Source organism: Methyloceanibacter stevinii (assembly GCF_001723355.1).
Lineage (GTDB): Bacteria > Pseudomonadota > Alphaproteobacteria > Rhizobiales > Methyloligellaceae > Methyloceanibacter > Methyloceanibacter stevinii.
Genome location: NZ_LPWE01000012.1, coordinates 211,385 through 236,876, shown reverse-complemented (window position 1 = coordinate 236,876; position 25,492 = coordinate 211,385). Strand labels below are relative to the sequence as shown.

Annotated in this window: 21 protein-coding genes and 1 pseudogene; 14 read left to right on the top strand and 8 right to left on the bottom strand. The window is 63.8% G+C overall.

Annotated features, from left to right (window positions below):
• Positions 1-17: 17 nt before the first annotated feature.
• Positions 18-2,807, top strand: coding sequence for a TonB-dependent receptor domain-containing protein (locus AUC70_RS10640; RefSeq protein WP_158007429.1), 2,790 nt, complete (start codon positions 18-20; stop codon positions 2,805-2,807).
• A gap of 48 nt (positions 2,808-2,855) precedes the next feature.
• Here AUC70_RS10640 and AUC70_RS10635 read toward each other — a convergent pair whose 3' ends face one another.
• Entirely contained in the window at positions 2,856-3,539 is a 684-nt protein-coding gene (locus AUC70_RS10635; RefSeq protein WP_069444839.1) for a haloacid dehalogenase type II, read from the bottom strand.
• On the bottom strand, positions 3,466-5,604 hold the full coding sequence (locus AUC70_RS10630) for a hypothetical protein (protein WP_069444838.1): 2,139 nt from the start codon (positions 5,602-5,604) through the stop codon (positions 3,466-3,468). The genes AUC70_RS10635 and AUC70_RS10630 overlap by 74 nt, the downstream gene beginning before the upstream one ends.
• 317 nt (positions 5,605-5,921) lie before the next feature.
• Here AUC70_RS10630 and AUC70_RS18410 point away from each other — a divergent pair, with 317 nt between their 5' ends.
• From AUC70_RS18410 to AUC70_RS10605, 5 genes are all read left to right on the top strand, one after another.
• Positions 5,922-6,209, top strand: a complete 288-nt coding sequence (locus AUC70_RS18410; protein ID WP_069444837.1) for a hypothetical protein — start codon at positions 5,922-5,924, stop codon at positions 6,207-6,209.
• On the top strand, positions 6,170-6,949 hold the full coding sequence (locus AUC70_RS10620) for a bile acid:sodium symporter family protein (protein WP_069444836.1): 780 nt from the start codon (positions 6,170-6,172) through the stop codon (positions 6,947-6,949). The genes AUC70_RS18410 and AUC70_RS10620 overlap by 40 nt, the downstream gene beginning before the upstream one ends.
• 117 nt (positions 6,950-7,066) lie before the next feature.
• Entirely contained in the window at positions 7,067-8,014 is a 948-nt protein-coding gene (locus AUC70_RS10615) for a VHL beta domain-containing protein (RefSeq protein ID WP_069444835.1), read from the top strand.
• Positions 8,015-8,263: 249 nt separating this feature from the next.
• Entirely contained in the window at positions 8,264-9,631 is a 1,368-nt protein-coding gene (mgtE, locus tag AUC70_RS10610) for a magnesium transporter (protein WP_244505585.1), read from the top strand.
• Positions 9,632-9,646: 15 nt separating this feature from the next.
• Positions 9,647-10,480, top strand: a complete 834-nt coding sequence (locus AUC70_RS10605) for a YdcF family protein (RefSeq protein ID WP_069444833.1) — start codon at positions 9,647-9,649, stop codon at positions 10,478-10,480.
• Here the strand turns inward: AUC70_RS10605 and AUC70_RS10600 are convergent.
• The 3 genes from AUC70_RS10600 to bufA2 all read right to left on the bottom strand — a co-directional run bounded on the left by AUC70_RS10600 (position 10,431) and on the right by bufA2 (position 12,471).
• Positions 10,431-11,249: an HvfC/BufC N-terminal domain-containing protein gene (locus AUC70_RS10600; protein ID WP_069444832.1), complete on the bottom strand. Its 819-nt coding sequence runs from the start codon at positions 11,247-11,249 to the stop codon at positions 10,431-10,433. The genes AUC70_RS10605 and AUC70_RS10600 overlap by 50 nt on opposite strands.
• A gap of 22 nt (positions 11,250-11,271) precedes the next feature.
• On the bottom strand, positions 11,272-12,126 hold the full coding sequence (gene bufB, locus AUC70_RS10595; RefSeq protein WP_244505584.1) for an MNIO family bufferin maturase: 855 nt from the start codon (positions 12,124-12,126) through the stop codon (positions 11,272-11,274).
• Positions 12,127-12,213: 87 nt separating this feature from the next.
• Positions 12,214-12,471: a BufA2 family periplasmic bufferin-type metallophore gene (gene bufA2, locus AUC70_RS10590; protein WP_069444830.1), complete on the bottom strand. Its 258-nt coding sequence runs from the start codon at positions 12,469-12,471 to the stop codon at positions 12,214-12,216.
• Positions 12,472-12,722: 251 nt separating this feature from the next.
• On the opposite strand from bufA2, the gene AUC70_RS10585 reads away from it, so the two are divergent.
• Both AUC70_RS10585 and AUC70_RS10580 read left to right on the top strand, forming a co-directional pair.
• Positions 12,723-13,562, top strand: coding sequence for a universal stress protein (locus AUC70_RS10585; protein WP_069445103.1), 840 nt, complete (start codon positions 12,723-12,725; stop codon positions 13,560-13,562).
• A gap of 14 nt (positions 13,563-13,576) precedes the next feature.
• Complete coding sequence (locus AUC70_RS10580) at positions 13,577-14,017, top strand: DUF1489 family protein (RefSeq protein ID WP_069444829.1); 441 nt, start codon at positions 13,577-13,579, stop codon at positions 14,015-14,017.
• Between the two features lie 5 nt (positions 14,018-14,022).
• On the opposite strand, the gene panC is transcribed toward AUC70_RS10580, so the two are convergent.
• The gene (panC, locus tag AUC70_RS10575; RefSeq protein ID WP_069444828.1) at positions 14,023-14,880 is read right to left on the bottom strand and encodes a pantoate--beta-alanine ligase; all 858 of its coding nucleotides are present in this window, start codon (positions 14,878-14,880) and stop codon (positions 14,023-14,025) included.
• A 103-nt stretch (positions 14,881-14,983) separates the two neighbouring features.
• Between panC and putA the strand changes: the two genes are divergently transcribed.
• From putA to AUC70_RS10560, 3 genes are all read left to right on the top strand, one after another.
• Positions 14,984-18,169, top strand: coding sequence for a bifunctional proline dehydrogenase/L-glutamate gamma-semialdehyde dehydrogenase PutA (gene putA / locus AUC70_RS10570; RefSeq protein ID WP_069444827.1), 3,186 nt, complete (start codon positions 14,984-14,986; stop codon positions 18,167-18,169).
• Positions 18,170-18,261: 92 nt separating this feature from the next.
• Positions 18,262-19,008: a P-loop NTPase family protein gene (locus AUC70_RS10565; protein ID WP_069444826.1), complete on the top strand. Its 747-nt coding sequence runs from the start codon at positions 18,262-18,264 to the stop codon at positions 19,006-19,008.
• Positions 19,009-19,018: 10 nt separating this feature from the next.
• On the top strand, positions 19,019-19,720 hold the full coding sequence (locus tag AUC70_RS10560) for a DnaJ domain-containing protein (protein ID WP_069444825.1): 702 nt from the start codon (positions 19,019-19,021) through the stop codon (positions 19,718-19,720).
• An 18-nt stretch (positions 19,721-19,738) separates the two neighbouring features.
• Here the strand turns inward: AUC70_RS10560 and AUC70_RS10555 are convergent, their stop codons facing one another.
• The gene (locus AUC70_RS10555) at positions 19,739-21,094 is read right to left on the bottom strand and encodes a D-alanyl-D-alanine carboxypeptidase (RefSeq protein ID WP_069444824.1); all 1,356 of its coding nucleotides are present in this window, start codon (positions 21,092-21,094) and stop codon (positions 19,739-19,741) included.
• 360 nt (positions 21,095-21,454) lie between these two features.
• Here AUC70_RS10555 and AUC70_RS10550 point away from each other — a divergent pair, with 360 nt between their 5' ends.
• The 3 genes from AUC70_RS10550 to clpA all read left to right on the top strand — a co-directional run bounded on the left by AUC70_RS10550 (position 21,455) and on the right by clpA (position 24,841).
• Positions 21,455-21,787 (top strand): phasin family protein, encoded by a 333-nt coding sequence (locus AUC70_RS10550; RefSeq protein WP_069444823.1) that lies wholly within the window; start codon positions 21,455-21,457, stop codon positions 21,785-21,787.
• A 269-nt stretch (positions 21,788-22,056) separates the two neighbouring features.
• On the top strand, positions 22,057-22,386 hold the full coding sequence (gene clpS, locus AUC70_RS10545; RefSeq protein ID WP_069444822.1) for an ATP-dependent Clp protease adapter ClpS: 330 nt from the start codon (positions 22,057-22,059) through the stop codon (positions 22,384-22,386).
• A 7-nt stretch (positions 22,387-22,393) separates the two neighbouring features.
• Positions 22,394-24,841: an ATP-dependent Clp protease ATP-binding subunit ClpA gene (gene clpA / locus AUC70_RS10540; RefSeq protein WP_069444821.1), complete on the top strand. Its 2,448-nt coding sequence runs from the start codon at positions 22,394-22,396 to the stop codon at positions 24,839-24,841.
• Positions 24,842-24,917: 76 nt separating this feature from the next.
• Here the strand turns inward: clpA and AUC70_RS10535 are convergent.
• Positions 24,918-25,357 (bottom strand): annotated as a pseudogene (locus AUC70_RS10535) (HIT family protein).
• Between the last annotated feature and the right edge of the window lie 135 nt (positions 25,358-25,492).

Here is a 25,492-nt window from a genome sequence, read left to right as displayed (position 1 = left end):
GAACGGTGGGGGACGTCATGACACTTCGTACGTTGCTGAAGGGGCTCGCGGTTGTCGCGGTCATGTGGGGATCGGGTACGGCATTCGCCCAGACGGACGGAGGAGACAGTGGTTCGTCCCCGGAAGCTGCCGCGTCGTCGAACGGCGACACGTCGTCGGGAACGCCAGAGTCGGCCCCGGCGAGCGCCGAGACCGCGGACGACGCCGAAGCGGTTGAGGGAACTGCCGCAGGGGTCGACGGCGAGGTTGGCGAAGAGGTGCCTGCGATCGAAGTGGTGCAGCCGAAGCCGAAGCCGGTCGAGGAGCCGGAGTCCGTACCGAAATCGACGCCTCGGCCTGTGGCGCGGCGAACACCGCCGCCTGCCGCGCCTGCCGCAGCGCCCCGCCGCGCGCCTCCCGCCCCCGTCGCGGAGCAAACCTTCACGGATCGGATCGCGCCGATCGGGGCCGAGACGGATGGCAGCGTGATGACGTCGAACACCGGCGTTCCCATGTCGCCGGTACCCGGCGCCGACCTGCCGCTCGCGAAAGTGCCCGGTGGTGTCACGATCCTGACGGGCAGCGACTTCGCCCGTGAGGGATATGTCGACACCTTCCAGGAGATCCTGCAGCAGCGCGTCCCCGGTGTTATCATCGGCGACCTCCAGGGCAACGAGTTCCAGACCAACATCCAATATCGGGGCTTTGAGGTCTCGCCCGTGAACGGCGTGCCCCAGGGCCTGGCGGTGTACCAGAACGGCGTTCGCATCAACGAATCCTTCGGCGACAACGTGAACTGGGACTTCCTGCCGGAAATCGCCATCGGGGATGTCGCCGTGGTTAGCGGCAATCCGGTCTACGGCCTGAACGCTCTGGGTGGCGCCATCGTCGTCAACATGAAGAACGGCTTCACCTATCAGGGCGGTGAGGCGATCTTCTCCGCGGGTTCGTTCGGCCGCATGGAGGGTGACGTCCAGGCCGGTTTGAAGAGCGGAAACTGGGGCGTCTATTTCGGCGGTGAGCGCATCACCGACAACGGCTATCGCGATTTCTCCGAGTCCGAGATCCGCCGCATGTATCTCGACCTCGGCTACCGCAACGACGTCTTCGACGTGCACGCAAGTCTGACGGGCGCGGACAACTTCGTCGGCGTTACCGCTTCCGTGCCGATACAGCTTCTCAATCTCGATCGCCAGCGCACGTTCACGTCGCCGCAAACGACCAAGAACGAGATGTTGATGCCGTCCTTGAACGCGACGGCGAAGATCAACGAGACGACAGCCCTGACCGGCGTCGCGTATTACCGCTACTTCAAGCAGAGCCACGATGACGGCAACATCTCGGAGGCTGCGGAATGCGAAGGTGACGAGGCCATCGAGCGGTTCCTGTGTATCGAGGACGAGCTGGCGCTCGACCAGACGGGCAATCCCATCGTGTTCGACGATCTGCGCATGCCCATCGGCTCGATCGACCGGACCGGTCAGACCGCAGACGGCTGGGGTGGCTCGCTCCAGTTGGTGAACACCGACGACCTGTTCGACCGTCAGAATCAGTTCCTGATTGGCGCAAGCTATGACAAGGGTGACGTTACCTACGGCGCATCGAGCGAGCTGGGCTTCTTCAAACCGCGCTTCGTCGTCGAGGGGAACGGGCTCGTTCTATCCGCCCCGACCGAAGTCGAGTTCAAGGAACTCGGCACGGAGAACGAATATGTCGGGCTCTATTTCTCCGACACGTTCAACGTCACGGAGAGACTGGCGGTCACCGCCGGTGGCCGCTGGAACTACGCCCAGATCGAGATCAAGGATCTGAGCGGCAATGCGCCCGAGCTGGACGGAACCAGCGAGTTTAGCCGCTTCAACCCGGCAATCGGCGCCACTTACCAGCTCAATGACGATCTGTCGCTCTACGGCGGTTACTCGGAAGCGAACCGTGCTCCGGTGGCGTCTGAGCTCGCTTGCTCGGATCCGAATAACCCGTGCCTGATCGAGAGCTTCCTTGTCGCCGATCCGCCTCTGGACCAGGTGGTGTCGCACACGTGGGAGTTCGGTATCCGTGGCGAGCACAAGAGAGGCCGTGAGGCTCTGCAATGGAGCGCGGGCCTGTTCAGGACCCTCAACACGGATGACATCATCACAGTGTACTCGCCGATCGCGGGACGCGGCGTGTTCGAGAACGGCGGCGATACGCTGCGCCAAGGCATCGAGGCGAGCATCGCCTATACCAACGAACGCCTGCTCACCTATGCGAACTATGCCTTCATCGACGCGACCTATGACAGCCCGCTGGAACTCGCAGCGCCGGACAATCCGCGTGCGGGTGAATGCGTCGAGCGCGGCGGTGGCGGCGACGACGAGGACGGCGAAGAAGGCGAGGAAGAAGAAATCCGCTGTATCAACGTCCGTCCTGGAGATCGTATTCCGGGCATCCCGCAGCACCGGTTCAAGGCCGGCGCCGACTACTGGATCACACCGAAGTGGAAATCGGCGCGATCTGCTCGCGGTCAGCAATCAGTACTTCTTCCAGGACGACTCGAACCTGAACGAGCCTCTGGGCGGGTACTGGACCGTGAATCTCCACACCAGCTACGACATCACACCGCGCATCCAGATCTTCGGCCTCGTGAACAATGTGTTCGACGAGGAGTACGGCGTGTTCGGCACGTTCTTCAATCTGGAGGCGGGCAACTCGGCAGCAGGGGCGGATCCCCAGCTGGGCGACGAGTTCTTCTCCAACGCGCGCACGATCACACCCGGGCCCCCGACGGTCGCCTATGGTGGCGTGAAGGTGAAGTTCTGGTAGAGGATTCCCTAGTACTCAGCAGATAGTTCGATGTCCGCTCGAGGGTTTCGAGCGGGCATCGGACGCTTTTTACGCTAGATGCTCGCTGCATCCGCCGCGATGATCCGATCGGCCAAGTTGACCATGGTCGCGGCCGAAATTTCAGGCCGCCTGTAGAGCGGGTTGTAGGGGGCGCCGGTACGGTCGAGATAGGCCGCCTGCATGCCGGCGCTCAGGGCGCCGTGGGTGTCCCAGTCATGAGCGGCGATCAGGCGTAGGTCGCCGATGGGGCGATCGAGACGCGCGGCGGCGAATTCGTAGACCCTGGCATCCGGCTTGAAGCTACCCGTCTCTTCGACAGAGAGGACGAGTTCGAAGTTCGCGCCGAGGCCGGAATTGGAAATCTGCTTGGTCACGAGATCGAGCGAGGAGTTCGAGAACGCGACCGTGCGGTAGCCGTGGTCGCGCAAGCCTTCCAAGGCGGGCCTAACGTCGTCATGCGGGGCAAGGCTGGCGAAGCTGCCGAGGATGTCGCCGCGGTCTTCGCTCAAGAGCGTACGGCCATGTAGCGAAGCAAGCCTGTCCAACGTCAGCCCGGCCAGTTCCGCGAAACCTGTCTTCATGCCCGTGAGCGCGCAGACGGTGGAGGCGTGCAACAGCATGGCAAACCATGTGGAGGCGACGGTAGCGTCTCCGAGCGCGCGTTCAAATTTCGGCCTGAGGGGCGCAAGGTCGAGAACCGTCTCGTTGATGTCGAACAGGATGGTGTCGCGTGCCACGTGCAGCCTCCAACGCGCCAAAGATCATCGTTTCCCCGTTGGTGTCTTTACACCATGCGGTAGGCACGGACGCACTTTCCGGGGAAGGGGCCAAGTACCCTAGCTGCGCCTCAGCCGCGCGGCGGGCGCCGGCGTCGTCGAACCAGGGCCGATAGTCGGTCGCCATGATGCGGCGCTGTGAAGCGGGTGCACGGCGCTTGCAGGTCTTTGCTTCCTCGCTGCCTTCGAGCGCGCCCCAGCGCATCTCTGCGCAGTCGTTGATGTTGTAGGCCATCTCGAGGTCGTTGATGCGGACAAGGAGATCGTCGAGCGAAAGGGTCCACGACGACCCGTCGCTGCGCTTGTAGGAGAACTTGCGCTTGCTGAGTTCCGTCAGAAGCGTTTCCTCGAGCTCTGCCTTCACCTCTTCGGGCGTCTTGCCCGGCGGCATGGCGTACCGCTCCGGGCGCCTGGCGACGCGCTCCGGATACTTCCGCACGACATCCATGGCAATCAAGAGCCGCAAGTCGCGGGACGGGGTCGCGAAGTTTTCCCAGGGGCCGGACGTTTCGAAGATCGAAGGGCCGTTCGGCATCGCCACGGTCCCGCGGTTGCCGGCGAGGAACTCGCGCCCATTCTCGACCGAATTGACGCGTGCATTCACCTGTTCCTCGAGAGCCGTGACAGCCGCGGTCATGGCCTTCACGGGGTCGAGTGGCGCGGGTGACATCACGTCGTCCATGCGGTCATAGAAAGTTTCGACGTCGATGGTCGACTGCTGCAGCGAGAAGTCGCCGTAGTCCGGGTTCTCCTTGATCTCGGCATTGGTCAATCGCCGCAACGAGCCGTTGCTTCTCCGCTCGATGGGGCGGATGCGTTTGAAGCCGGGGCCACCGAGCGCGGGGTCTTGCGCAAAAAGGAAATTGCCGCGCCAGAAACGTTTGCGTGCGACCGTCCCGTCCGGCTGTCCGTCGACGGCGAGGAAGACGCCGGCGCTGTCATCGGTCTGCGGCACGCGCTTCACCAGCATGAGGATATGCCCGTAAGGATCGGCGTAGATCGTGCCGGGACGTAAGGCGTCGCGGGTCAGTGGCACGGGATAGAAATCCGTATTGTCGTCGTCGGCGGCTGTCCGGCCGTTGCCCGAATGCACGCCGTCCGCGATCGACCTCACGAGGTAGTGCTGGAAGCCCGGCACGAGTCCCTTGGGCCGTTGCGGCACCGTGTAGCGCACCTGCGATGGGGACGCCGACCCGCCTCCGAAGAGACCGTTCGATCTTGCCTTGCGGCTCTCTTGGGTGACGACAACGGTCGACGGCTGTTCGTTGGCGATGTTCCACCATTTCGTGCACCGCGGCGGCCGTCCGCCGTCGCCACGCGTGCATTGCGCATAGCCGAAGGGGAGCCCCATCTTGAAGGCGAAATAGGCGCGTAGGAAATAGGGGAGGTCGGCACAGTCGGGCCGGATCCTCGCTCGCGTCTGGTCCTCGTTCAGGCCAAGATGGTTGAACAGCATGTTGCGCTGGTCGTCGTGCAGAACTTCGCCCATGGCCTTCCACGACAACTCTTCGTCGACCGGAGCGTCGAAGAGCTTCTGGAGCCAGGCCGAATAGAGGTTCTCCGTCGAGCGATCCCATGCGTCACGTATCGGCCAGACGTTCTTGCCGCCGCTTGCCCGCGCGCCGTTGGCTGCGACCGCGATGTCGTGCGTGACATCGCGGCAGTTCGCGGCTGCCTCTTGCCGTGTGAGCTTGGCCTGCCAAGCGCCGGCCTCGGGGGAGGCGACTTCGGCGGTCCAGAAATAGGGCGGCCCGACCTGCATGTCGGACGATTGAGCGACGGTCTTTCCAGAAGGACCGATGAGCGCGAGCTCGCCGGCGAGCGGCTTCTCGGCCGCGACGATGACGCGCAGAGGCGCACCTTTCCAGGGCGAGATCGGCGATGATAGGAACGCGAGCCCGAATTCGTCGCAGGCAGCAGCAGCTTCCTCGGCGCTTGCCTGCTGGCGCAGGAAAGCGACCAGGGTGAGAGCGATCAGAAACGACGTGACCGCAGGGCGTACACTGGACTGGCGTACAGGCAGCATGGAACCCCCGTTACGACTCCCCAGCCGATCCCTAAGGGTACCGCGAAATCGCGCGTGGAAAAACCTCAAATACACGTATTCCGCGCGACAAAAACCAGGGTCGTTCAGTCCACGGCGTTCCCGCCGTGATGCGGCCCTATTTGCGGGTGAATTGCCCATGTGAATTTTGGGGAAATCGGGGGCGAGGCGCCGGCAGCGTCCAGCGTCTGGGAGCCACTTGCGGCTTCCTTCCGAATCAAATCAAACGTTCCGCTGCCTCCCGACCCCTCCTGCCGTTCTTGCCGGTTCTGTCCGGACTAGCCTAGGCTCCGCTCCCGATGATCGACCAACCGCTTTCCTTCTTCGCAAATTTCGGACAATACGAGCGCATCCTTTCGGCGACGATGGTCACCTTTTCCATGCTCGGCATGGGGGCGACGCTGACGGTCCGCGACTTCGCGAACACACTTGCTGCTTGGCGCGGCCTTGCCGTGGGACTGATCGCGCAGCTCATCCTCGTCCCCATCTGGGCGGGGCTGACCATGTTCGCCATCAGCCTGTTCCCGGAGGCTTCGGCGGCTTGTCGATGGCGGGCGCCATCGGTATTGCCACGGGGATCGCGCTGATCGCGGCGATGCCCGGCGGTTCGCTCTCGAACCTGCTCACCTTCATCGGCAACGGCAACGTCGCGCTCTCGGTCTCGTTGACGGCCATCACGACGCTCATCTGCCTCTTTGCGACGCCGATCGTTCTGGCGGCGCTCGTGAACGTTCAAGTGCCCGGCGAGTTCAGCATCGACAAGCTGCAGATCATGCTGGACATCGGTCTGTTTCTGATCGTGCCGCTGCTCGTTGGCATGGTCATCCGGCGCATGACCCATTCCAAGCAACAGATCCTGTTCACGAAGGTCATGGTGCGGGCGAGCCTCGCAATGCTGACCTTGATTATCATCGGCTCGCTCGGTGCGGGTCGGCTGCAGTTCGGCCCCTACGGTTGGTTGGGGCCGGCCATTGTCGCCGTCTTCGGTGTCGGCGCGCTGCTTCTGACGCGGCTCTGCGCTTTCGCCTGCGGCATGGTTGAGCGCGACGCGCTGGCCATCGTTATCGAGGTCGTCGTCAAGAACGGCTTGCTGGCGTTGCTGGTCGTGACGTCGATGTTCCCGAACGAGATGCTGTCGGGCGGGGAGGGCCAGGAGATCAACGGTCAAGCCGTTACCCATCAAGCATTCAATCCGATCGTTGCCGCGCGTGACGGCTGTATCTTCGTCGTTCTGTTTTTCAGCGGCTTTGCATTGATTGCCGGCTCGTCGGCGTCGCTCCGTGGGCGCAAGCGGCGGGGTCGGCAGGTCGAGGCGCCGTTCCCCTAGGTCACGACCTCTCGTCTTGGCAGTTTCCTGTCCTGTGGCCGGATGCGGGTTTAGCGGATGCCGGACAATGGCGTTTGAGATAGGGTCGGCGCGGTCTTGTCGTTGGAGAATTCTCGAATGCTATTCCTCCGCCCATGTCACGCTGTCGGGTTCGCCCTGATCTTGGGCGCCTTCGCGTGTCCGAACGCCGGTGCGGAAGAGCGGATGGCGTGGAGGGTCGACAGATACGACAGCGATGTCCCCGAGGACGCGGACACCGTGATCCTGACTTACGGCATCCCCGAAACGGATGCGGTTGCGTTCGAGGCGATGTGCGGCGGAGCAGACGGCGCGACGCCGCGTGCGATCTTCTGGTACGACACGGTCGACCTCGACGAAAACCAGGACGTGGTTCTGTCCCTTTCGGTCGGTGATCTCACTGAAGAAGTGCCCGCCAAGGTCTATGGCAAGGACGCCGAAGTCGGCGTGTCCGGACTTCGGGCCCTACTGAGTGCCACGGCGCCTCTGTGGGAAGCCATGGCAAACGATGACCTCCTCACCTATGGCATCGCGGGTGGGGAAAAGCAGGAGCTGCATCTGACAGGTGCCGCCAACGCGCTTCGGAAGTTCACGGCCGCCTGCAGCGGCGGGGCGTGGCCGGACGCTCAAGACGAGGCTGCGGCAGGAGATCCAAGTGCCCAGACGGCCGGATCCGCGATCGCCGCCGCGATAGACGATTTGGCATCGCGGGCGCCGCGTGGCCCCGTGAGCCCCAAGGTGGATGCGGTGTCGTGCGACAGGTTCGGCACGATCAAATCGGAGCGCTCGGAGGTCTCGGCGGAGATCACCTTCGTCAACAAGGCAGACGGCTATCGCGGCCTTGTGTGGATCGATACCGATGGCACGCCCGTTGACCACACCGGGATCAATCAGGGCGAGACGGTCGTCGTGCCAACGTTCGAGACTCATGCTTGGATGATCACGGACGGCCCCGGCAATTGCATCGAGATGGTTGTGGCTGAGGAAGGGGGTGCGACGTTCGAGATCACCGCGCCTGCGACGGTCCTCGGACCCGGGAACGACTGAGGGCAGGGCGCGCACGCATTTCGGGGTTTATCGCGTCGAAGTCTCGATTTTCCGAGTCTCGCACGCGCAACGTGCCCCCTAGATTGCCGATATTGCCCTCTTCCGTAGGCAGCAGGCGGCTGGGCTGATATCACAGGCGGGCTGGTAGCGGTCGAATCGGCGTCGCGGGCTGCGGGGCCCGTTTCAGCCGGTTCTTCGCCGGGTCGATGTCTAAAAACTCCTGAGATTGGGCGGTTTATGCAGGACGCGTTGAGCGATTTTCCTTTACGCGACGAGGAAGGGGACGTCCGTCCCGAGTTCCTCCATGCGGTCGCCGACGCTCTGGAAGACGGAGACATTTCCCGTGCGCGCGAGCTGACGCTCGATCTGCACGAAGCCGACCTTGCCGATCTGCTCGAAATCTTGCGTCAGGACGACCGTGCCCGGCTCATTGAAGCGCTCGGCGAGGACTTCAAGGCCGCGGCTCTGCCCGAACTCGACGAGGCCGTGCGTGACCAAGTCCTCGAGGAGATGCCGCCGGAGCGGGTGGCCGAGGTACTGCAGGAGCTGGAGTCCGACGAAGCCGTCTACCTGCTCGAAGATCTCGACCGGGAAGATCGGGAGGACATCCTCTCCAAGCTTCCCTATTTCGAGCGCATCGCTCTGCAGCGAAGCCTCGAATATCCGGAAGACTCCGCCGGCCGGATGATGCAGACCGATCTGATCGCCGTGCCGCCCTTCTGGTCCGTCGGTCAGACCATCGACTACATGCGCGAGGCGGGGGACTTGCCTGAGCGCTTCTACGAGATCTTCGTGGTCGACCCGGCCTATCATCTGATCGGTTGTGTCGCGCTCAACAAGATACTGCGGTCCAAGCGTCCGACCGAGATGGAAGCCATCGTCGACGAGGAAATGCACCCGATCCCGGTCTCAGTGGATCAGGAAGAGGTGGCGCGCCAGTTCGAACGCTACAATCTGAACTCGGCGCCGGTGGTCGACGAGGACGGTCGTCTCGTAGGTGTCATCACCGCCGACGACATCGTCGAAGTCGTGCAGGAAGAGGCATCGGAAGACATTTTGGCCATGGGTGGTGTCGGCGGCGAATCCGTGGTCGACACGGTCTGGGAGACGACGCGGCTACGCTTTGCCTGGCTCGTGGCCAATTTGATCACCGCCATTGCGGCCTCCATTGTCATCAGCTTCTTCGAAGCGACGATCGAGCAAATGGTAGCGCTCGCCGTGCTCATGCCCATCGTCGCGTCCATGGGCGGCAATGCGGGTACACAGACCATGACCGTCGCGGTTCGCGCGCTCGCGACCCAGGATTTGGGACCCGCCAACGCCATGCGCGTCATCTTGCGCGAATGCGCCGTGGGTCTGCTCAACGGCTTGCTCTTCGCCGTCATCATGGCGGCAATCGCCTATTTCTGGTTCGGAAGCGACGGCCTTGGGCTCGTCATCGGCGTGGCGATGGTCGTCAATCTCTTCGCCGCCGCGCTCGCCGGCATCCTCATCCCCCTCGGGCTCGATGCGCTCGACCTCGATCCTGCCATTGCTTCCGGCGTATTTGTCACAACCGTCACGGATGTTGTGGGATTCTTCGCCTTCCTTGGCCTAGCCGCTTTGTGGTTAGCTTAGGCGCGAGGGGGCTTCATGTTCTTCTATTTGGCCAAGGCGGTTTGGTTCGTCCTGCAGCCATCCACGTTCATTGCGCTCTTGATCGGCTACGGCGCGATCCTGATCTGGACGGGCTGGGCGCGGTGGGGCCGGCGCTTCGTCTCGATCGGGGCCATTCTGCTTCTGGTGGTCGGACTGTCGCCCCTCGGGAACGCGCTGATCCTCCCGCTCGAGGATCGTTTCCCAAGGACCGATCTCGATCAACAGCCTGCACCGGCAGGGTTCATCATATTGGGGGGTGCGGAGAACCGCCTTGTCGGCAGCGCCCGCAAAGCGCCGACCTTGAACGAGGCGGGAGAGCGGCTGCTGGAAGGGGCGATCCTGGCGCTGCGGTTTCCCGATGCCAGAGTCGCCTTCTCCGGCGGGGACGCGGGTATTCTCTATAAATCCGACAGCGAAGCGCAAGGAGCGGCAGACATCCTCACCAGTCTAGGCGTTGAAAGAGGACGCCTCGTGTTGGAAGCAAATGCGCGCGACACCTATGAGAACGCGGTCTTCCTGAAGAAGGAGCTGGACCGAGGTGGCGCCTTCAGCCAGGGAACGCGCTGGCTGCTGATTACGTCGGCGTATCATATGCCACGGTCTATCGGGGCGTTCCGCCAGGCTGGCTTCGACGTGGAGCCGTGGCCGGTCGATTACAGGACGCGCGGACCCGAGGACTTCACCAAGCCCTTCGACAAGGTCTCTGAAGGCTTGCGGCGGGTCGACACGGCGACCCGCGAATGGGTGGGGCTTGTGGCCTATTGGCTGACGGGCCGCACTAATGCGCTCTTCCCAGCACCAGGTCCGACTGAGGACAGTCAGGGCTGACGCAGGCGAGTGCTCCCGTGTCGAGCCAGGTCTTGAGGTAAGTCGCCGCGCGCAGTTCGGCCTCGTCGGAACCGCCGAAGGTCGCGACCATCTCGCACAGAACGCCAAACCGCACGCCTCTGGTGGCCTCAGCCCACATCATGGCTTCTTCGGCACTCAGCGGGCGGAAACGGGCCGTGAGGTCCTGCCGCCAGACGAGAATGTTCTGAGGCTCGGCGAGGTGCACCGGCGGGGGAGGTGTCGTGTCGCCGTCGAGCGCCGTCCAAATATCGGCGGCGTTCGTCTTGAATCGAAGCCGTTGCGCTGTCGGGTGGGGCGTGAAGACCAGCTCCGCCCAGTCTTCGGGCGGGATCGCGGCGAGTTCCTCAATGGAGACCGGCGCGGCATCGGGACCGTCGAAGGCGTCGGCAAGAGCCTTTTCGAGCGCGGCGAGTTCTGCGACTTCCTTGTGCTTTGAAAATGGCGCCGTCGTCCGCGCGAACGTTGGCAGGTAGCGGCCGAACCAGCGCGCATTGCGCTTGTCCGAAGGGTGTGCGGCGATATAGGCCCGAGCAAGTCGGGAGAACGCATCGTCGCCGAGATAGGTGTGCGTCAGTTCGTAGTCTTTTCCGAGGATCTCGGCGAGCCGCAGTCCGTAGGCATTGCGATAGACGCCGAAGAGTGTGCCTCGATCCTCTGTCGCGCTGTCGTTGATATCGTTCAGGGCTGTGTTGTCGCCGCCCACGATGCCGGCCTGGAATCGCGCCTGCAGGTCTTTGAGACTGGTCATGACAATCCCGTCAGCACTGTCGTCATTCTGCGGCGATCACCTTCTTGGCCTCGGCGACCTCCTGAGCAATCTTGCGTGCGATGTCGAGCTCGGCAATGACCTCCGCCAACGGAGGAATGTTGTCGTCCCGCTCGATCATGGTCGACACCGGGCCGAAATGAGAGACCGTCTCGCGATAGAAGTCCCAAACTTCGTCGCAGACGGGATGGTCGTGCGTATCGACGATGTGGTCGCCTTCGTGGCTGTGGCCTGCCAAGTGGAACTGCACGATGCGATCGCGCGGAATCCCTTGCAGGAAGTCGCGCGTCGAGAAGCCGTGATTGCAGGCGCTGACATAGACGTTGTTGACGTCGAAGAGCAGCCAGCAATCGGCCCGGCGGGCGACCTCGCTCACGAAGTCCCATTCGCTCATCTCGGACTCCGCGAACGTCACGTAGCTCGAAACGTTCTCCAGGGTGAGGCGGCGCCCCAAGAAGTCCTGCACACGACTGACGCGGTCGACCACATGATCGAGGGCTTCTTGCGTATACGGAATCGGTAGAAGGTCGTGCAGGTTGACCCCATGTACGCCGGTCCAGCACAGATGATCGGAAATCCATTTCGGCTCGACGCGGTCGGCGAGCGTCTTGAGTTCCGTCAGATATTCCATGTCGAGCGGTGCGGTGGAAGCGATCGACAAGGACACGCCATGCATCACGATCGGATAGCGTTCGGCAATTTCGTCCAGGACCCGCAACGGCTTGCCGCCAGGGATCATGTAATTCTCGGAGATGACCTCGAACCAGTCGACATTGGGGTCGCCGGACAGAATCTCGTCATAGTGCTCGGGCCGGAGCCCAAGGCCGAAGCCGAGATAGGGTGGTTTGTGGTCGGACAATGCCATCTCCAACGGTGCTTAGCACCGAGAGTCATATAGGAAGTGGCGAAGCGGCCGCAAACGCGGCCGGCTCCGGCCGTGGCGGGGCTAGCTCTTGAACTCGCCGCCCTGTTCGGCGCACTCGGTGTCCGTCGTGACGACGAAACCTTTGCCCTTGCAGGCATTGTGGCCCTTGCAGGCGTTCGAAGCGGTCTTACAGGCGCTCTGGCCCTTACAGGCATTCACGCCGAAGCACTTTCCGGTCTCGCCGCCAGCGGCCAGGGCGGACGTGGCAAGCGTGCCGGATACGATTAGCGCAGCAGCCGTAAGGGCAATCTTGGTCCCGGACTTCTGGTTCATCTTCATGGATACTCTCCTAGTGTGTGGGTGTTCCCAATTTCTGGCGCCGAACGCCATCGTTGGACGGTAGCCTCAATTCCCGGAACCGATGCGTCACACCTCTTCAAAGCGTTGTGACTTGCTTCACGCTGGCGTGAATTCGGTTCCGGCGCTTCGGCTATCGATGGCCGTGAGGTCTGCGCAACGCGGACAAAATAGAGCGTATGCTTGGCCGCGCGCGCCGAAGCGCTATCATCGGCCGTCACGGGGAGGGCCGGATGAGCTTCAAGGATGTCATTGTCTACGTCGACGGGACGAGCGCGTCCAAAGCGCGCGATCTGATGGCGATCGGCCTCGCAAAGGCGCATGGGGCTCACCTTGTGGCGGTTGCCCTTGCGCCCCAGGCCTTGATGCCCCTCTACGGCGCGGACGTCGCATTTGCCGATATGAGCGGTGTGCTCGACGGCGTTAGGGCCCAGGGCGAGGAGGCGCTGGCGCGGTTCCGCACCGCGGCGGATGCGGCGGGTGTCTCTTACGACGTCCGGCTCATGCATGGGACCAGCGACGAGTTTCCTCATGACTTCGCCGCCGCCGCGCGGCTTACCGATTTGGCGATCCTCGGTCAGCCGAGGGACGGAGATCCGCTGGTCGGTCAATACGCATTGGTCGAGCGCTGCCTGTTCGCCTCCGGGCGCCCCGTTCTCATTGTTCCGGCGGCTCCCGGGAAGACCGTTGGTGTCGAGACGGTCGTTGTAGCTTGGGACGGCAGCGCCGAGGCAGCACGCGCGTTCGGCGATGCCCGCACGTTTCTGAAAGAAGCGAAACGGGTCGTGCTTCTGGCTGGCCTCAACGAGGCCAAGCCCCGCGACGACGGCCTTCCTGTGGACGGCATGGTCGCGCATCTCGCCCGCCATGGCATCAATGCCGAGCCGGTGACGGTGCCGATGAACGAGGGCGGCGATGTGGGCCGGCTGTTGCTCTCCCGGGCGAAGGACCTGTCCGCCGACATGATCGTCATGGGCGCGTTTCATCATTCGCGCTGGCGTGAGTTCATTCTCGGCGGCGTGACGTTGACCATGCTGGAAGAGGCGACCATTCCCCTCTTCATGTCGCACTAGGCGGCCTGGGTCCCATGACGGTTCACCTCGTGAAGCTCTGCGTCGGAATAGACCGGCTCCAGGATCTGCGGATTTGGCAGGCGAGACGCTTGCACGATCTGGCGCGAGCGGGACAGGTCACCGAACTCTGCCACAAGACCAAGCAGATGCCGCGCCGGAAAGACGAGGTCTTGGACGGCGGTTCGCTCTATTGGGTCATCAAGGGGTTCGTTTCGGCGCGTCAGCGCATCGTCGACTTGAAGGAGACCGTGCGGGAAGACGGATCGCCCTGCTGCGGGATCGTCCTCGATCCGGAGATCGTCGAGACGCGGCCCAACCCGCGCCGACCGTTCCAGGGGTGGCGCTATTTGGAGGCCGGCGAGGCGCCGCCGGATCTCTCCGCGGGGGAGGACTCGATTGCCGATATGCCGCCGGGCATGCGCGAGGAGCTCCGCGCCCTGCGGCTCATCGACTAGAGCCGCTAGGCTTGCGGCGGGACGGACATGTTGTCGATGAGGCGCGTCTGGCCCAGAAAGGCCGCGACGAGGATCCGTGCCGACGAGGCGGCGCCCGACAGGGGCGCCAGTGTCTGCGGATCGCGCGCTTCGAGGTAGTCGACCCGGAAGCCTGCCGCTTCGAGGGCGGCGCGCGCGTTCTTTAGCGCGGCTTCGCTGGCGTCCCCCGCCGCCATCTGCTGCGCGGCCTGGTGGATCGCGGCCCGCAGTAGAGGTGCCGTCTCGCGTTCGGCATCCGAGAGATAGGCGTTGCGGGAGGAGAGGGCGAGCCCGTCGCTTTCGCGCACGATGGCGCCGCCCACGATCTCCACCGGAATGTTCAGGTCCCGCACCAAACGCTTGATGATGAGAAGCTGCTGATAGTCCTTCTCGCCGAAGATCGCGATATCCGGACCGCATTGCAGCAGGAGCTTGGCGACAACCGTGGCGACCCCGTCGAAATGATCGGGCCGCTCGCGCCGGCATAGGTCTTCTGTGAGGTCCGCTACATGAACGGTCGTGGAAAAACCGTCCGGGTACATCTCGCGCGCGTTGGGCGCGTAGAGAAGTTCCGCGCCGGCCGATGCCAGAAGTTCCGCGTCTCGCGCCTCGCCACGCGGATAGGCCTCGAAGTCTTCGCTGGGGCCGAACTGCAGCGGATTGACGAAGATCGACGACACCACGCGATCGGCCAGACCCTTGGCCTGCCGGACGAGGGACATGTGGCCTTCGTGGATCGCGCCCATGGTGGGCACCATGGCCACCGTCTCGCCGTTTGCGCGCCAGGCGGCGACTTTGGCCCGCAGGTCCGCGACGGTTCTGACGATCTCGATCTCGGTGGTCATTGGGTCTTTCATTATCGGGGGCGTTTCGAGAAAGCGCCGCTGCCGGGAAGGGGCGCGACCATAACGCCTCGCCGTAACGGCTCGAAACCCCTAAATTGGACGTATGAATGCGCCAACTGCCGCATTGGGTTCAAGCGTACCGGACACGGGCGACGGCCTTGGCCGGGCGGAACTGAACGCGGCTTTACTTGCCGATGAGGATGCGCTGGTCACGGCGCTGATCGACGCCGCGCGGTTTTCGAGCGAAGACAGGCACAGAATCGCGCGCATCGCCACGAGGCTGGTGGAGGCCGCGCGCGAAGGGCGGCATGCGCAGGGCGGCATCGACTCCTTCCTGGCCGAATACGGGCTCTCCAGCGAGGAGGGCGTGTTGCTCCTTTGCCTGGCCGAAGCGCTGTTGCGCATCCCTGACGGGGCGACCGCCGACCGGCTGATCGCCGGCACGATCGGCTCGGGCGATTGGGCGAGGCATCTGGGTCACTCGGAGTCGGTTCTCGTGAACGCCTCGACTTGGGGCTTGATGCTGACCGGGCACCTGCTCGATTGGGGCGGGGACAAGAGCGCCGACCTTGGCGCGCGGGTCCAGCGGCTCGTAGCCCGCAGCGGCGAACCGGTCATCCGCGAGGCGGTGCGCCGGGCCATGCGCATTCTCGGCAAGCAGTTCGTGCTGGGGGAGACGATCCAAGGCGCCTTGGACAATGCCGCGCCCGACATGCGGGATGGCTACCGGTTCTCCTTCGACATGCTCGGCGAGGGCGCGCGGACCGCCGAAGACTCGGAGCGCTATGGCCGGCGCTACACGGAAGCCGCATCGGCCATTGCCACGCGGGCTGGTGCACCTGCCGCACGCACTGAAGAGATCCTGCACGCGCGGTCCGGGCTGTCGGTCAAACTGTCGGCGTTGCATCCGCGCTACGTGCCGTCGCAAGAGGCGCGGCTGCACCGGGAACTCGTTCCGAAGGTTCGCGCGCTTGCCCTGCAAATGCGCGAGGCTTGGCTGCCTCTTACGGTCGATGCGGAAGAGGCGGAGCGGCTCGATCTATCGCTCTCGATCCTGGAGCCGCTGTTCGCGGACCCTGGGCTTTCGAACTGGAACGGTCTGGGGCTGGCGGTCCAGGCCTATTCGAAGCGTGCCCTGCCGCTGATCGCCTGGCTGGCGCGCATTGCGGAGAAGACCGGCCGCCGCATACCGGTCCGCCTTGTGAAAGGTGCCTATTGGGACAGCGAGATCAAATGGGCCCAGGAAGCCGGACTCGCGGGCTACCCCGTGTTCACGCGCAAGGTGAACACGGACGTGGCCTATCTGGCCGCGGTCCGGGCGCTTCTTGCCCGCCCCGATTGCTACTATCCGCAATTCGCGACCCATAACGCCCACACCATCGCCGCGGTGGCCGACTTGGCGGGCGATGCACCGTACGAGTTTCAGCGTCTCTACGGCATGGGGGCGCCGGTCCATCGCGAGGTGGTCGAGGGGCTGAAGAAGCCCTGCCGCATCTACGCACCCGTCGGCGGCCACCGAGACTTGCTCGCCTATCTGGTGCGGCGGCTGCTCGAGAACGGGGCCAATACGTCGTTCGTGCATCGCCTTGCGGACGACGAAGCGCCGATCCCGGCGATCGTCGCCGATCCCGTCGAGAAGGCGGCGAGGCTGCCGGAAAAAGCCAACCCGGCCATTCCCATTCCGCCCGATCTCTATGGGGCCGCGCGGAGGAATAGTCTCGGACTGCCGCTGTGGGACGATGCGACCCGCGCGCCACTGTTGACTGCCATGACGGAGGCTCTGCGGGCTCCCACAACCGCGGCGCCGATTGTCGCGGGACGTGAGATCGATGCGGGCAAGACGACGGAGATCGTCTCGCCCCACGACAACCGGGTTGTCGTCGGCACATGTGCCTTGGCGGACGACAAGGCGATCAATGCCGTGCTCGACGCCGCCAAAGCGGCCGCGGAAGGCTGGGATGGACGACGCGGCGTAGCCCGCGCGGTGATCCTCGAACGGGCGGCGGACCTGTTCGAGGCGGCACGGCCACGGCTAATGGCGCTCCTGGTGCGCGAGGCTGGTAAGACGCTTTCCAACGCCCAGGGCGACCTGCGCGAGGCAGTGGACTTCCTGCGCTACTACGCGGCGGAGGCGCGCGCGAAATTCGAGGCGCCGGTGACGCTGGCGGGTCCCACCGGTGAAAGCAACGAGATGTCGCGGCACGGGCGCGGCGTCTTCGCCGCGATCTCGCCGTGGAATTTCCCGCTCGCGATCTTCACCGGGCAGGTCGCCGGTGCGCTCGCCGCAGGGAATGCGGTCGTGGCCAAGCCTGCGGAGCAGACGCCGCTCGTCGCCGCGGCTGCTATACGCCTCCTGCACGAGGCTGGGGTGCCGGGCGATGTCCTGCATTTCCTGCCGGGACCTGGCGAGACCATCGGGGCTGCGCTGGTTGCGGACGAGCGCGTGGACGGCGTGGTGTTCACGGGCGGGACCGATACGGGTAAGGCCATCGCCAAGGCCTTGGCCGCACGGTCGGGCCCCATCCCGAAACTCATCGCTGAGACCGGCGGCATCAACGCCATGATCGTCGATTCCTCCGCGCTGCCCGAACAGGTGGTCGACGATGTTTTGCGTTCGGCATTCGACAGCGCCGGACAACGGTGCTCGGCGTTGCGCGTCCTGTTTCTCCAGTCCGACATCGCGGACCCGGTCATCGACATGCTCGTCGGGGCTGCACAGGAGCCGACCCTCGGCGATCCTCTCGACTATGCGAGCGACATCGGCCCGGTGATCGATGCCGAGGCCAAGGCCGTGCTCGAGGCGCACAAGGAAAGAATGCGTGCCGAGGCACGCGTCCTGTTCGATCCGGAGGTGGACCCCGCACTTAGCCATGGCACGTTCGTTGCGCCCGCGATTTTCGAGATCCCGGAGATCGGCGTCCTGGAGCGCGAGATGTTCGGGCCGATCCTCCACGTGGTCCGGTATGACGGGAAGCGTCTAGGCGAGGTCTGCGAGGCGATCAACGCGACGGGTTACGGGCTCACGCTCGGCCTTCATAGCCGTATCAAGGCGACGGCGGATTTCGTCGCCGCGCGGGTGCGCGTCGGCAATTTCTACGTCAACCGGAACCAGATCGGCGCCGTGGTGGGCGTGCAGCCCTTTGGCGGCGAGGGCCTCTCCGGAACAGGCCCCAAGGCCGGTGGGCCGCACTATCTGGAGCTCTTCGCGGTGGAGCGAGTGCGGACCACGAACCTGACGGCGGCGGGCGGCAATGCGAGCCTGCTCGCGGCGGGCGGCGACGACAGCTAGGCGCCGGTTCGGGATTGAGAATGTGGCCAAAAATGACCATCTATAAGCGTGTGCATTTTCTCAGAGTTTGAACGGCATCGCGGAGCGGGCGGATGAGCGAACCGAAGACCCCGGCGTCCAAAACCTCTTCGCCGACGGCCCCGTCCAAGACCGCGTCGGGCGATGTCGCGCGAGCGCCCTCGACGACGGCGGAAGTCGATGCCTTTTTGAACAAGGTCCAGAGCCTGCAGCCGGCCACCTCGGGGTCGGGACGACTGATCTTTGCCATGGATGCCACCATGAGCCGCCAACCCACCTGGGACCTCGCCCTCGGCCTTCAAAGTGAGATGTTCGACGCGGTCAAGCAGGTCGGCGGGCTGGATGTGCAGCTGATGTACTTCCGGGGCTTCGGCGAGTGCCGGTCCAGCAAATGGGTGCGCGACCCGGATGCGCTCGCGCGGCTGATGCGCCAAGTTCATTGCGAGGGCGGCCACACGCAGATCCGCAAGGTTCTGTCGCATGCGAAGAAAGAGACCGGACGTCAGACCGTCAATGCGCTGGTCTATGTGGGCGACTGCATGGAGGAGAGCATTGACGAGCTGTGTCAGCTCGCGGGCGAGCTCGGTCTCGTGCGCGTGCCCGTGTTCGTGTTCCAGGAGGGACACGATACGCGCGCCGAACGGGCGTCAAGGAAATCGGCGCGCCTGTCGCGCGGCGCCTATTGCCGGTTCGATGCCGGCTCGGCGGCCCAGTTACGCGCCCTGCTGACGGCGGTGGCGGTCTATGCCTCGGGGGGCCGCAAGGCGCTCGAGAACGCCAAGAGTGGCGCCGCGACGGTGCTGCTCGAACAGCTGCGGTAAGCTGGCACGCATGGTCTATTTCTTTCTCGGTTGCGCGCTGCTCGTCGCCCTCTTGCTTCTCGGCCGCATGATCGTCAGGGCGAACCCGACACAGCTCGCGGGCGGTATGCGCAAAATCGGTGCTGTGGCACTGTTCGCCGTGGCAGGCTTCCTGGCTTTGCGCGGGGCCTTGCCGCTCGCGATCCCGCTTGCGGCGTTCGCCTTGAGCCTGGTCGCCGGAAGCGGCGTTGGTGGGTTCGGCGGCTCGGGCGAGAAGTCCAAGGGACAAGCGTCCCACGTGCAGACCGAGCGGCTGGAAATGGAGCTCGATCACGACACCGGCTACATGGACGGCAGATGTCTGAAGGGCAGGTTTGCAGGGCGCGCGCTCTCGTCCTTGAGCGACGCCGAAGCCGTCGAACTCTATGCCACCTTCGAGGCGGACGGACTGAAGGAAGCGGCTCTGATGGAGGCCTATCTCGACTGGCGGGTGCCGGATTGGCAGCAGCGGGCCGAAGAAGCGAGCGCCGGTGCCGGGACGGGCGGGTTCTCCAAGGGCCGGATGAGTGTCGAGGAAGCGCGCGCCGTGCTCGAGGTCGCGCCCGACGCCTCGGACGAGGACATTCGGCAGGCACATCGCCGCTTGATGATGAAGCTGCACCCCGATCAGGGCGGGTCCACCTACCTGGCCGCCCGCATCAACGAAGCAAAGGATGTGCTGATCGGCCGGTAGCGCTATGCCCGCGTGCCGCTACTCGGCGGCGAGGGCGATGCAATCGAGCCGCAAGCGCTTCAGAGCCTCGCAGGTACTGCGCGCGTCGGATTTCGTGAAGCCGGCGAACCGGGCCCGGTACCACTCCTTGTTGTCTTTCTCGAATGTCGCCGTGAAGGGCAGGTGCCCATCGAGTAGTTTCGGCGCACGCTGGCGTACCATGCCGAGCCGGTTCTGGGCATCGGCGGGCGAGGTATAGGACCCGACTTGGACGTGGTAGTTGCCCATACGGTTCGCGGAAGCAGGACTCGGCGCGGAGAGACGGTTCGGTGCGAGGCTCGGCGCAAGGCTTGCCTGCACGATGGGGCGCTGCTGTGCCGGTTGCGCGACGGCGGGCTGCACGGCAGGAGCCTGGGCCACAGCCGGCTGAGCGACGGCAGGCTGGGCTACCGCAGGCTGGGCAGGAGGTGTGTGGCTTGCGACAGGGACGGCGGCGCTCGCCACAGAGAAGATCGGCTTGCGCGACGGGCGCGGCGGATTAGGCGCCCCGAGCAGCGATGCAATGAAGTTCGTGGCACCCGGCTTCTTCGACGAGGCTTTCGACCAATGCTTGTCGAGCAGCGAGGTCATGGCGGCATTACGCAGTGAGCTGGTGTTGCCGCCAAGCACGACGCCGACCAAGTGCTTGTCGCCGCGGTGGACGGCAGCCGTAAGGTTGAAGCCGCTGGCCCGCGTATAGCCGGTCTTGATGCCCGTCGTGCCCTTGTAGGTGAAGAGCAGGCGATTGTGGTTCCGGTATTTCCGGCCCTTGTAGTCGAAGTACTTGGTCTCGAAGACGGTGTAATACTCCGGGTAGTCCTGCATGATGTGCATGGCCAGGATCGCCTGGTCCCGCGCCGTGGTCAGCTGCTCATTGTTCGGAAGGCCCGACGCGTTGCGGTAGGTCGTCTTCTTCATGCCGAGATTGCGCGCCGTCTGGGTCATGATGCGCGCGAAATTCTCCTCCGAGCCGCCCACATTCTCCGCCACGACTGCAGCCGCGTCGTTGGCCGATTTGGTCACCAGGGCCTTGATGGCGTCCTTAACGGCGATGGTGGAACCGGGCTTCAGATAAAGCTTGGTCGGGGACTGGCTGGCGGCGTGCTTGGAGACCTTCAACTGGGTGTCGGGGCTGAAGCGGCCCGCCCGCATATAGGCGAACAGCACGTAGAGCGTCATGATTTTGGTGAGCGAGGCCGGCGAGCGCAGGACGTCGGCGGACTGGGAATAGAGCACGTTGTTCGTGTTCGCATCGACGATGATGGCGGCCTTTACCCGCTTGTCGGCAAAGGCCTCGCCGACATGTGTCAGCGTCACACCGAATGCGAGCAAGAGCACCAGGCTGATCTGCGTCATGCGACGCAGGGAGGCCGAAGGCCTGCCATTCCCAGACGGGCGAATCCGGGATCCGCGCCGTTTGGACTCAAATTGTAGTTGTTCGAACACTTTGGCTTACGCCTTTCCCCGTTTGTCACGCCGCCCTCGAGCGCTTCTGCGCATCCCTTCGAGGCGGTTGCGGTCCGTCATTCCGCGTTGCAACGCCGACAAGCGGACAGGCTAGAAGTGGTCGATTGCCAAAGCGTTAAGGGCAGTTCTGGAGCTCAAGCGCCATAATGTTGTGCACTGCAAAATCCAGGTTGACGTTTTTTGTGCAATGCATATATTTATGTTCGCGTTCGCAGCATTTTTCCGATCCCAACCTGTGTAGAGGGCCCGATGATCAAAGGTTTTGAAGAATTTCAGAAAGTTGGCAAAGACGGTTTTGACGCCTATGTGCGCTCGTTCGGCGAGATGAACAAAGGCTTTCAGGCCATTGCCGCCGAGTTCACCGACTATTCGAAGAAAGCGTTCGAAGATTCGACCAAGGCTTTCGAGCAGCTCGCCGGCTGCAAGTCTATCGAGCAGGCCGTCGAAATTCAGTCGCAGTTCGCCAAGAAGGCTTACGACGGCTACATGGCCGAGATGACCAAGATTGGCGAGATGTATGCCGGTCTGGCCAAAGATGCGTATAAGCCGATGGAAGCCGCCATGGCCAAGAAGGCCGCGTAGCGCGACAGCACTTAATCTTCCTCCCAAGGAAGGCTCGGGGCGCTGCCCCGGGCCTTTTTTTTGGCAAGTTGCCGCCTCTTGCGGCGGCGTATCCCCATTTCTGTCAGCAAACCGCGTCACATTAGCATTTTCACCTCGCACCGAATTGCTGCCGTCGGTCCGATCACGCTAGACTGTGTTCGAGACGGTTTTCGGACCCAGCAGGGCGCTCCGCCTTGGAACTGGCGCGGCGCGGTCCCACATTAAGGGACGACGAGTGAAGGCTAACGATGGCGCGCAATGACGATCCGCGCCGGGACGACGACTCCGGCACCCAGATTGTTACGAAGGCTCGGCCCAAGACAAAACGGCCGAGCCTCTACAAGGTGTTGTTGCTCAATGACGATTACACGCCGATGGATTTCGTCGTGTACATCCTTGAGCGGTTTTTCAACAAGGCGCCGGAGGAGGCGACCCGCATCATGCTGCACGTCCACCAAAAGGGCGTCGGCATCTGTGGGGTCTACACTTACGAGGTTGCCGAGACTAAGGTAGCTCAGGTCACCAGCTTTGCCCGTCAGCACGAGCATCCGCTTCAATGCACGATGGAGAAAGAGTAGGAATTCCGTGGCTTCTTTTTCGACCAGTCTAGAGCAGGCACTCCGGCGCGCGCTTCAATATGCGAACGAGCGCAGCCATGAGTATGCGACGCTGGAGCATCTGCTCCTGTCGCTTTTGGACGACCGCGACGCGGCCGCCGTCATGCGTGCCTGCGACGTCGATCTCGATCTGCTGCGGGAAAAGCTCACCGGCTATGTCGACAACGAGCTGTCCGGCCTCGTGCTCGACAACCACGGCGACGCGCAGCCGACCGCTGGCTTCCAGCGCGTGATCCATCGCGCCGTCGCCCATGTGCAGTCGAGCGGCAGGGAGGAGGTGACCGGCGCCAATGTGCTGGTCGCGATCTTCGCCGAGCGGGAAAGCCATGCCGCGTTCTTCCTGCAAGAGCAGCACATGACGCGTTTCGATGCGGTCAACTACATCAGTCACGGCATCGCTAAGCGCGGCGGCATGTCTGCGCGCGGCCCGTGCGCGGCATCGACGACGATGCGGCGACCGTGGAAGGCGGCGACGACAAAGAAGCGCGGCGCCGATGCGCTCGAGGTCTACTGCATCAACCTGAACCAGAAGGCCCGCACCGGGCGGATCGACCCGCTTATCGGGCGCGACGCCGAGGTTCAGCGCACCATTCAGGTGCTGTGCCGCCGCCAGAAGAACAACCCGCTGTTCGTGGGCGACCCGGGCGTGGGCAAGACCGCCATCGCCGAAGGTCTCGCGCGGCGCATCGTCATGGCCGACGTGCCGGAAGTGCTGTCCGACGCCACCATCTTCCAGCTTGATATGGGCGCGTTGCTGGCAGGCACGCGGTATCGCGGCGACTTCGAGGAGCGGCTCAAGGCGGTGATGCGGGAGATCGAGAATTTCCCCGGCGCCATCATGTTCATCGACGAGATCCACACGGTGATCGGCGCGGGCGCGACCTCGGGCGGCGCCATGGACGCTTCGAACCTGTTGAAGCCGGCGCTGCAATCGGGCTCGCTCCGGTGCATCGGTTCGACCACCTACAAGGAATACCGTCAGCATTTCGAGAAGGACCGGGCGCTGGTGCGCCGCTTCCAGAAGATCGACGTGAAGGAGCCGTCCGTGCCCGACACGATCGAAATTCTGAAGGGCCTCAAGCCCTATTTCGAGGACTTCCATCGCATTCGCTACACGAACCAGGCGATCAAGTCCGCGGTGGAGCTGTCGGCGAAATACATTCACGACCGCAAGCTGCCCGACAAGGCGATCGACGTGATCGACGAGACGGGCGCCTCGCAGATGCTCGTGCCCGAGCGTCAGCGGCGGAAGACCATCGGCGTCAAGGAAGTGGAGAACACCATCGCCACCATGGCCCGCATTCCGCCGAAGACCATCTCCAAGACCGACGCGGAGGTGCTGCGCGGGATCGATGAGGATCTGAAGCGCGTCGTGTTCGGGCAGGACAAGGCCATCGAGGCCTTGGGTGCGGCCATCAAGCTGAGCCGCGCGGGTCTGCGCGAGCCGGGCAAGCCCATCGGCTGCTACATGTTCTCCGGCCCCACCGGCGTCGGAAAGACCGAAGTCGCACGCCAGCTCGCCACGCTGCTCGGCGTCGAGCTGCTGCGCTTCGACATGAGCGAGTACATGGAGCGCCACACGGTGTCGCGCCTGATCGGTGCGCCTCCCGGCTATGTGGGCTTCGACCAGGGCGGTCTCCTGACCGATGGCGTGGACCAGCATCCGCACTGCGTGCTGCTGCTCGACGAGGTCGAGAAGGCCCACCCGGACCTGTTCAACATCCTTCTGCAGGTGATGGATCACGGCAAGCTGACCGATCACAACGGCAAGCACGTGGACTTCCAGAACGTCATCCTGATCATGACGACGAATGCCGGCGCGGCCGACATGGCCAAGGCGGCGATCGGGTTCAACCGCACCAAGCGCGAGGGCGACGACGAGGAGGCGATCAACCGCCTGTTCTCACCGGAGTTCCGCAACCGGCTCGATGCGATCATCCCGTTCGGCGCGCTGCCGGCGTCGGTCATCGCGCAGGTCGTCGAGAAGTTCGTGTTCCAGCTCGAAGCCCAGCTTGGAGACCGGAACATCACGATCGAGCTGACCCCGGAAGCCAATGCTTGGCTGGCGGACCGCGGCTACGACGAGAAGTTCGGCGCGCGTCCGCTCTCCCGTGTCATACAGGAGAACATCAAGAAGCCGCTGGCGGAGGAGATCCTCTTCGGTGCGCTGAAGGATGGCGGCACGGTGCGCGTGGTCGTGAAGGAAGAAGACGGCAAGAAGGGCCTCGACTTCGACTACATCTCGGCGGACACCCCGATCAAACCGCGCGACTCCGACGAGAAGGACGCCGAGGCCAAGGTCAAGGCGAAAGCCAAGGCCTCGAAGCCGAAAGCCAAGCGCAGCCGCAAGCCCCGTGGTGGCGCGAAGGAAAGCGGCTCCGGCTCCGTTCCGAAAGTCCCGCTCGGCGAGGACTAGGCGCTTCGCGTCTTAATTTAGAGATCAGTGCTTCATGGCCGGGCGCTCATACGAGCCCCGGCCATGATTGTTTCCGCTAGCCGTTCAGCACGGCCCGGATCTTCTCGGCGGTGGCTTTGAGCTCTTCGGGCTTGGCCATCTTTGAGCCTCTGCCCGCATGGGGAAGCCGTCCTTGCGGGGGATGATGTGGACGTGGAGGTGGAACACGGTCTGGCCTGCCGCCGCGCCGTTGAACTGCTGGATGAGAACGCCGTCGGCGCCGACAGCCTGCTTGATCTTCGGCGCGAGCGTTTGCACGACGGTCATGAGCTTGCCGAGGCCTTGCGGTGAGATCCCGAACAGGTCCGCCGCAGGCTCCTTGGTGATGACGAGGGCGTGGCCTTCCGTACGCGGCATGATGTCGAGGAAGGCGAGGGTGTCATCGTCCTCGTAGAGCTTGTGGCAGGGGATCTCTCCCTTCAGCATCTTGGCGAAGATGTTCTCCGGGTCGTACGCCGCCGCATCGTTGTCTGCCATCCGATCGTGTCTCCTCTCGTCGTGTCTTAGCCGCGGGTGATTTGCTGAATCATTTCGATTCCTTAGGCGCCCTAGGTCAACCGGCACATGAATGGGTTTGCCGGCGGATGGAACTTTGTCGCTCCCCGTTCATTG

What these genes read in the sequence shown, in the direction of transcription:
- AUC70_RS10640 (WP_158007429.1), top strand. Translation starts at nt 18, where the DNA reads ATGACACTTCGTACGTTGCTGAAGGGGCTCGCGGTTGTCGCGGTCATG.
- AUC70_RS10630 (WP_069444838.1), bottom strand. Translation starts at nt 5,604, where the DNA reads ATGCTGCCTGTACGCCAGTCCAGTGTACGCCCTGCGGTCACGTCGTTT.
- AUC70_RS18410 (WP_069444837.1), top strand. Translation starts at nt 5,922, where the DNA reads ATGATCGACCAACCGCTTTCCTTCTTCGCAAATTTCGGACAATACGAG.
- AUC70_RS10620 (WP_069444836.1), top strand. Translation starts at nt 6,170, where the DNA reads ATGGCGGGCGCCATCGGTATTGCCACGGGGATCGCGCTGATCGCGGCG.
- AUC70_RS10615 (WP_069444835.1), top strand. Translation starts at nt 7,067, where the DNA reads ATGCTATTCCTCCGCCCATGTCACGCTGTCGGGTTCGCCCTGATCTTG.
- AUC70_RS10605 (WP_069444833.1), top strand. Translation starts at nt 9,647, where the DNA reads ATGTTCTTCTATTTGGCCAAGGCGGTTTGGTTCGTCCTGCAGCCATCC.
- AUC70_RS10600 (WP_069444832.1), bottom strand. Translation starts at nt 11,249, where the DNA reads ATGACCAGTCTCAAAGACCTGCAGGCGCGATTCCAGGCCGGCATCGTG.
- bufA2 (WP_069444830.1), bottom strand. Translation starts at nt 12,471, where the DNA reads ATGAAGATGAACCAGAAGTCCGGGACCAAGATTGCCCTTACGGCTGCT.
- AUC70_RS10585 (WP_069445103.1), top strand. Translation starts at nt 12,723, where the DNA reads ATGAGCTTCAAGGATGTCATTGTCTACGTCGACGGGACGAGCGCGTCC.
- AUC70_RS10580 (WP_069444829.1), top strand. Translation starts at nt 13,577, where the DNA reads ATGACGGTTCACCTCGTGAAGCTCTGCGTCGGAATAGACCGGCTCCAG.
- panC (WP_069444828.1), bottom strand. Translation starts at nt 14,880, where the DNA reads ATGACCACCGAGATCGAGATCGTCAGAACCGTCGCGGACCTGCGGGCC.
- putA (WP_069444827.1), top strand. Translation starts at nt 14,984, where the DNA reads ATGAATGCGCCAACTGCCGCATTGGGTTCAAGCGTACCGGACACGGGC.
- AUC70_RS10565 (WP_069444826.1), top strand. Translation starts at nt 18,262, where the DNA reads ATGAGCGAACCGAAGACCCCGGCGTCCAAAACCTCTTCGCCGACGGCC.
- AUC70_RS10560 (WP_069444825.1), top strand. Translation starts at nt 19,019, where the DNA reads ATGGTCTATTTCTTTCTCGGTTGCGCGCTGCTCGTCGCCCTCTTGCTT.
- AUC70_RS10555 (WP_069444824.1), bottom strand. Translation starts at nt 21,094, where the DNA reads ATGACGCAGATCAGCCTGGTGCTCTTGCTCGCATTCGGTGTGACGCTG.
- AUC70_RS10550 (WP_069444823.1), top strand. Translation starts at nt 21,455, where the DNA reads ATGATCAAAGGTTTTGAAGAATTTCAGAAAGTTGGCAAAGACGGTTTT.
- clpS (WP_069444822.1), top strand. Translation starts at nt 22,057, where the DNA reads ATGGCGCGCAATGACGATCCGCGCCGGGACGACGACTCCGGCACCCAG.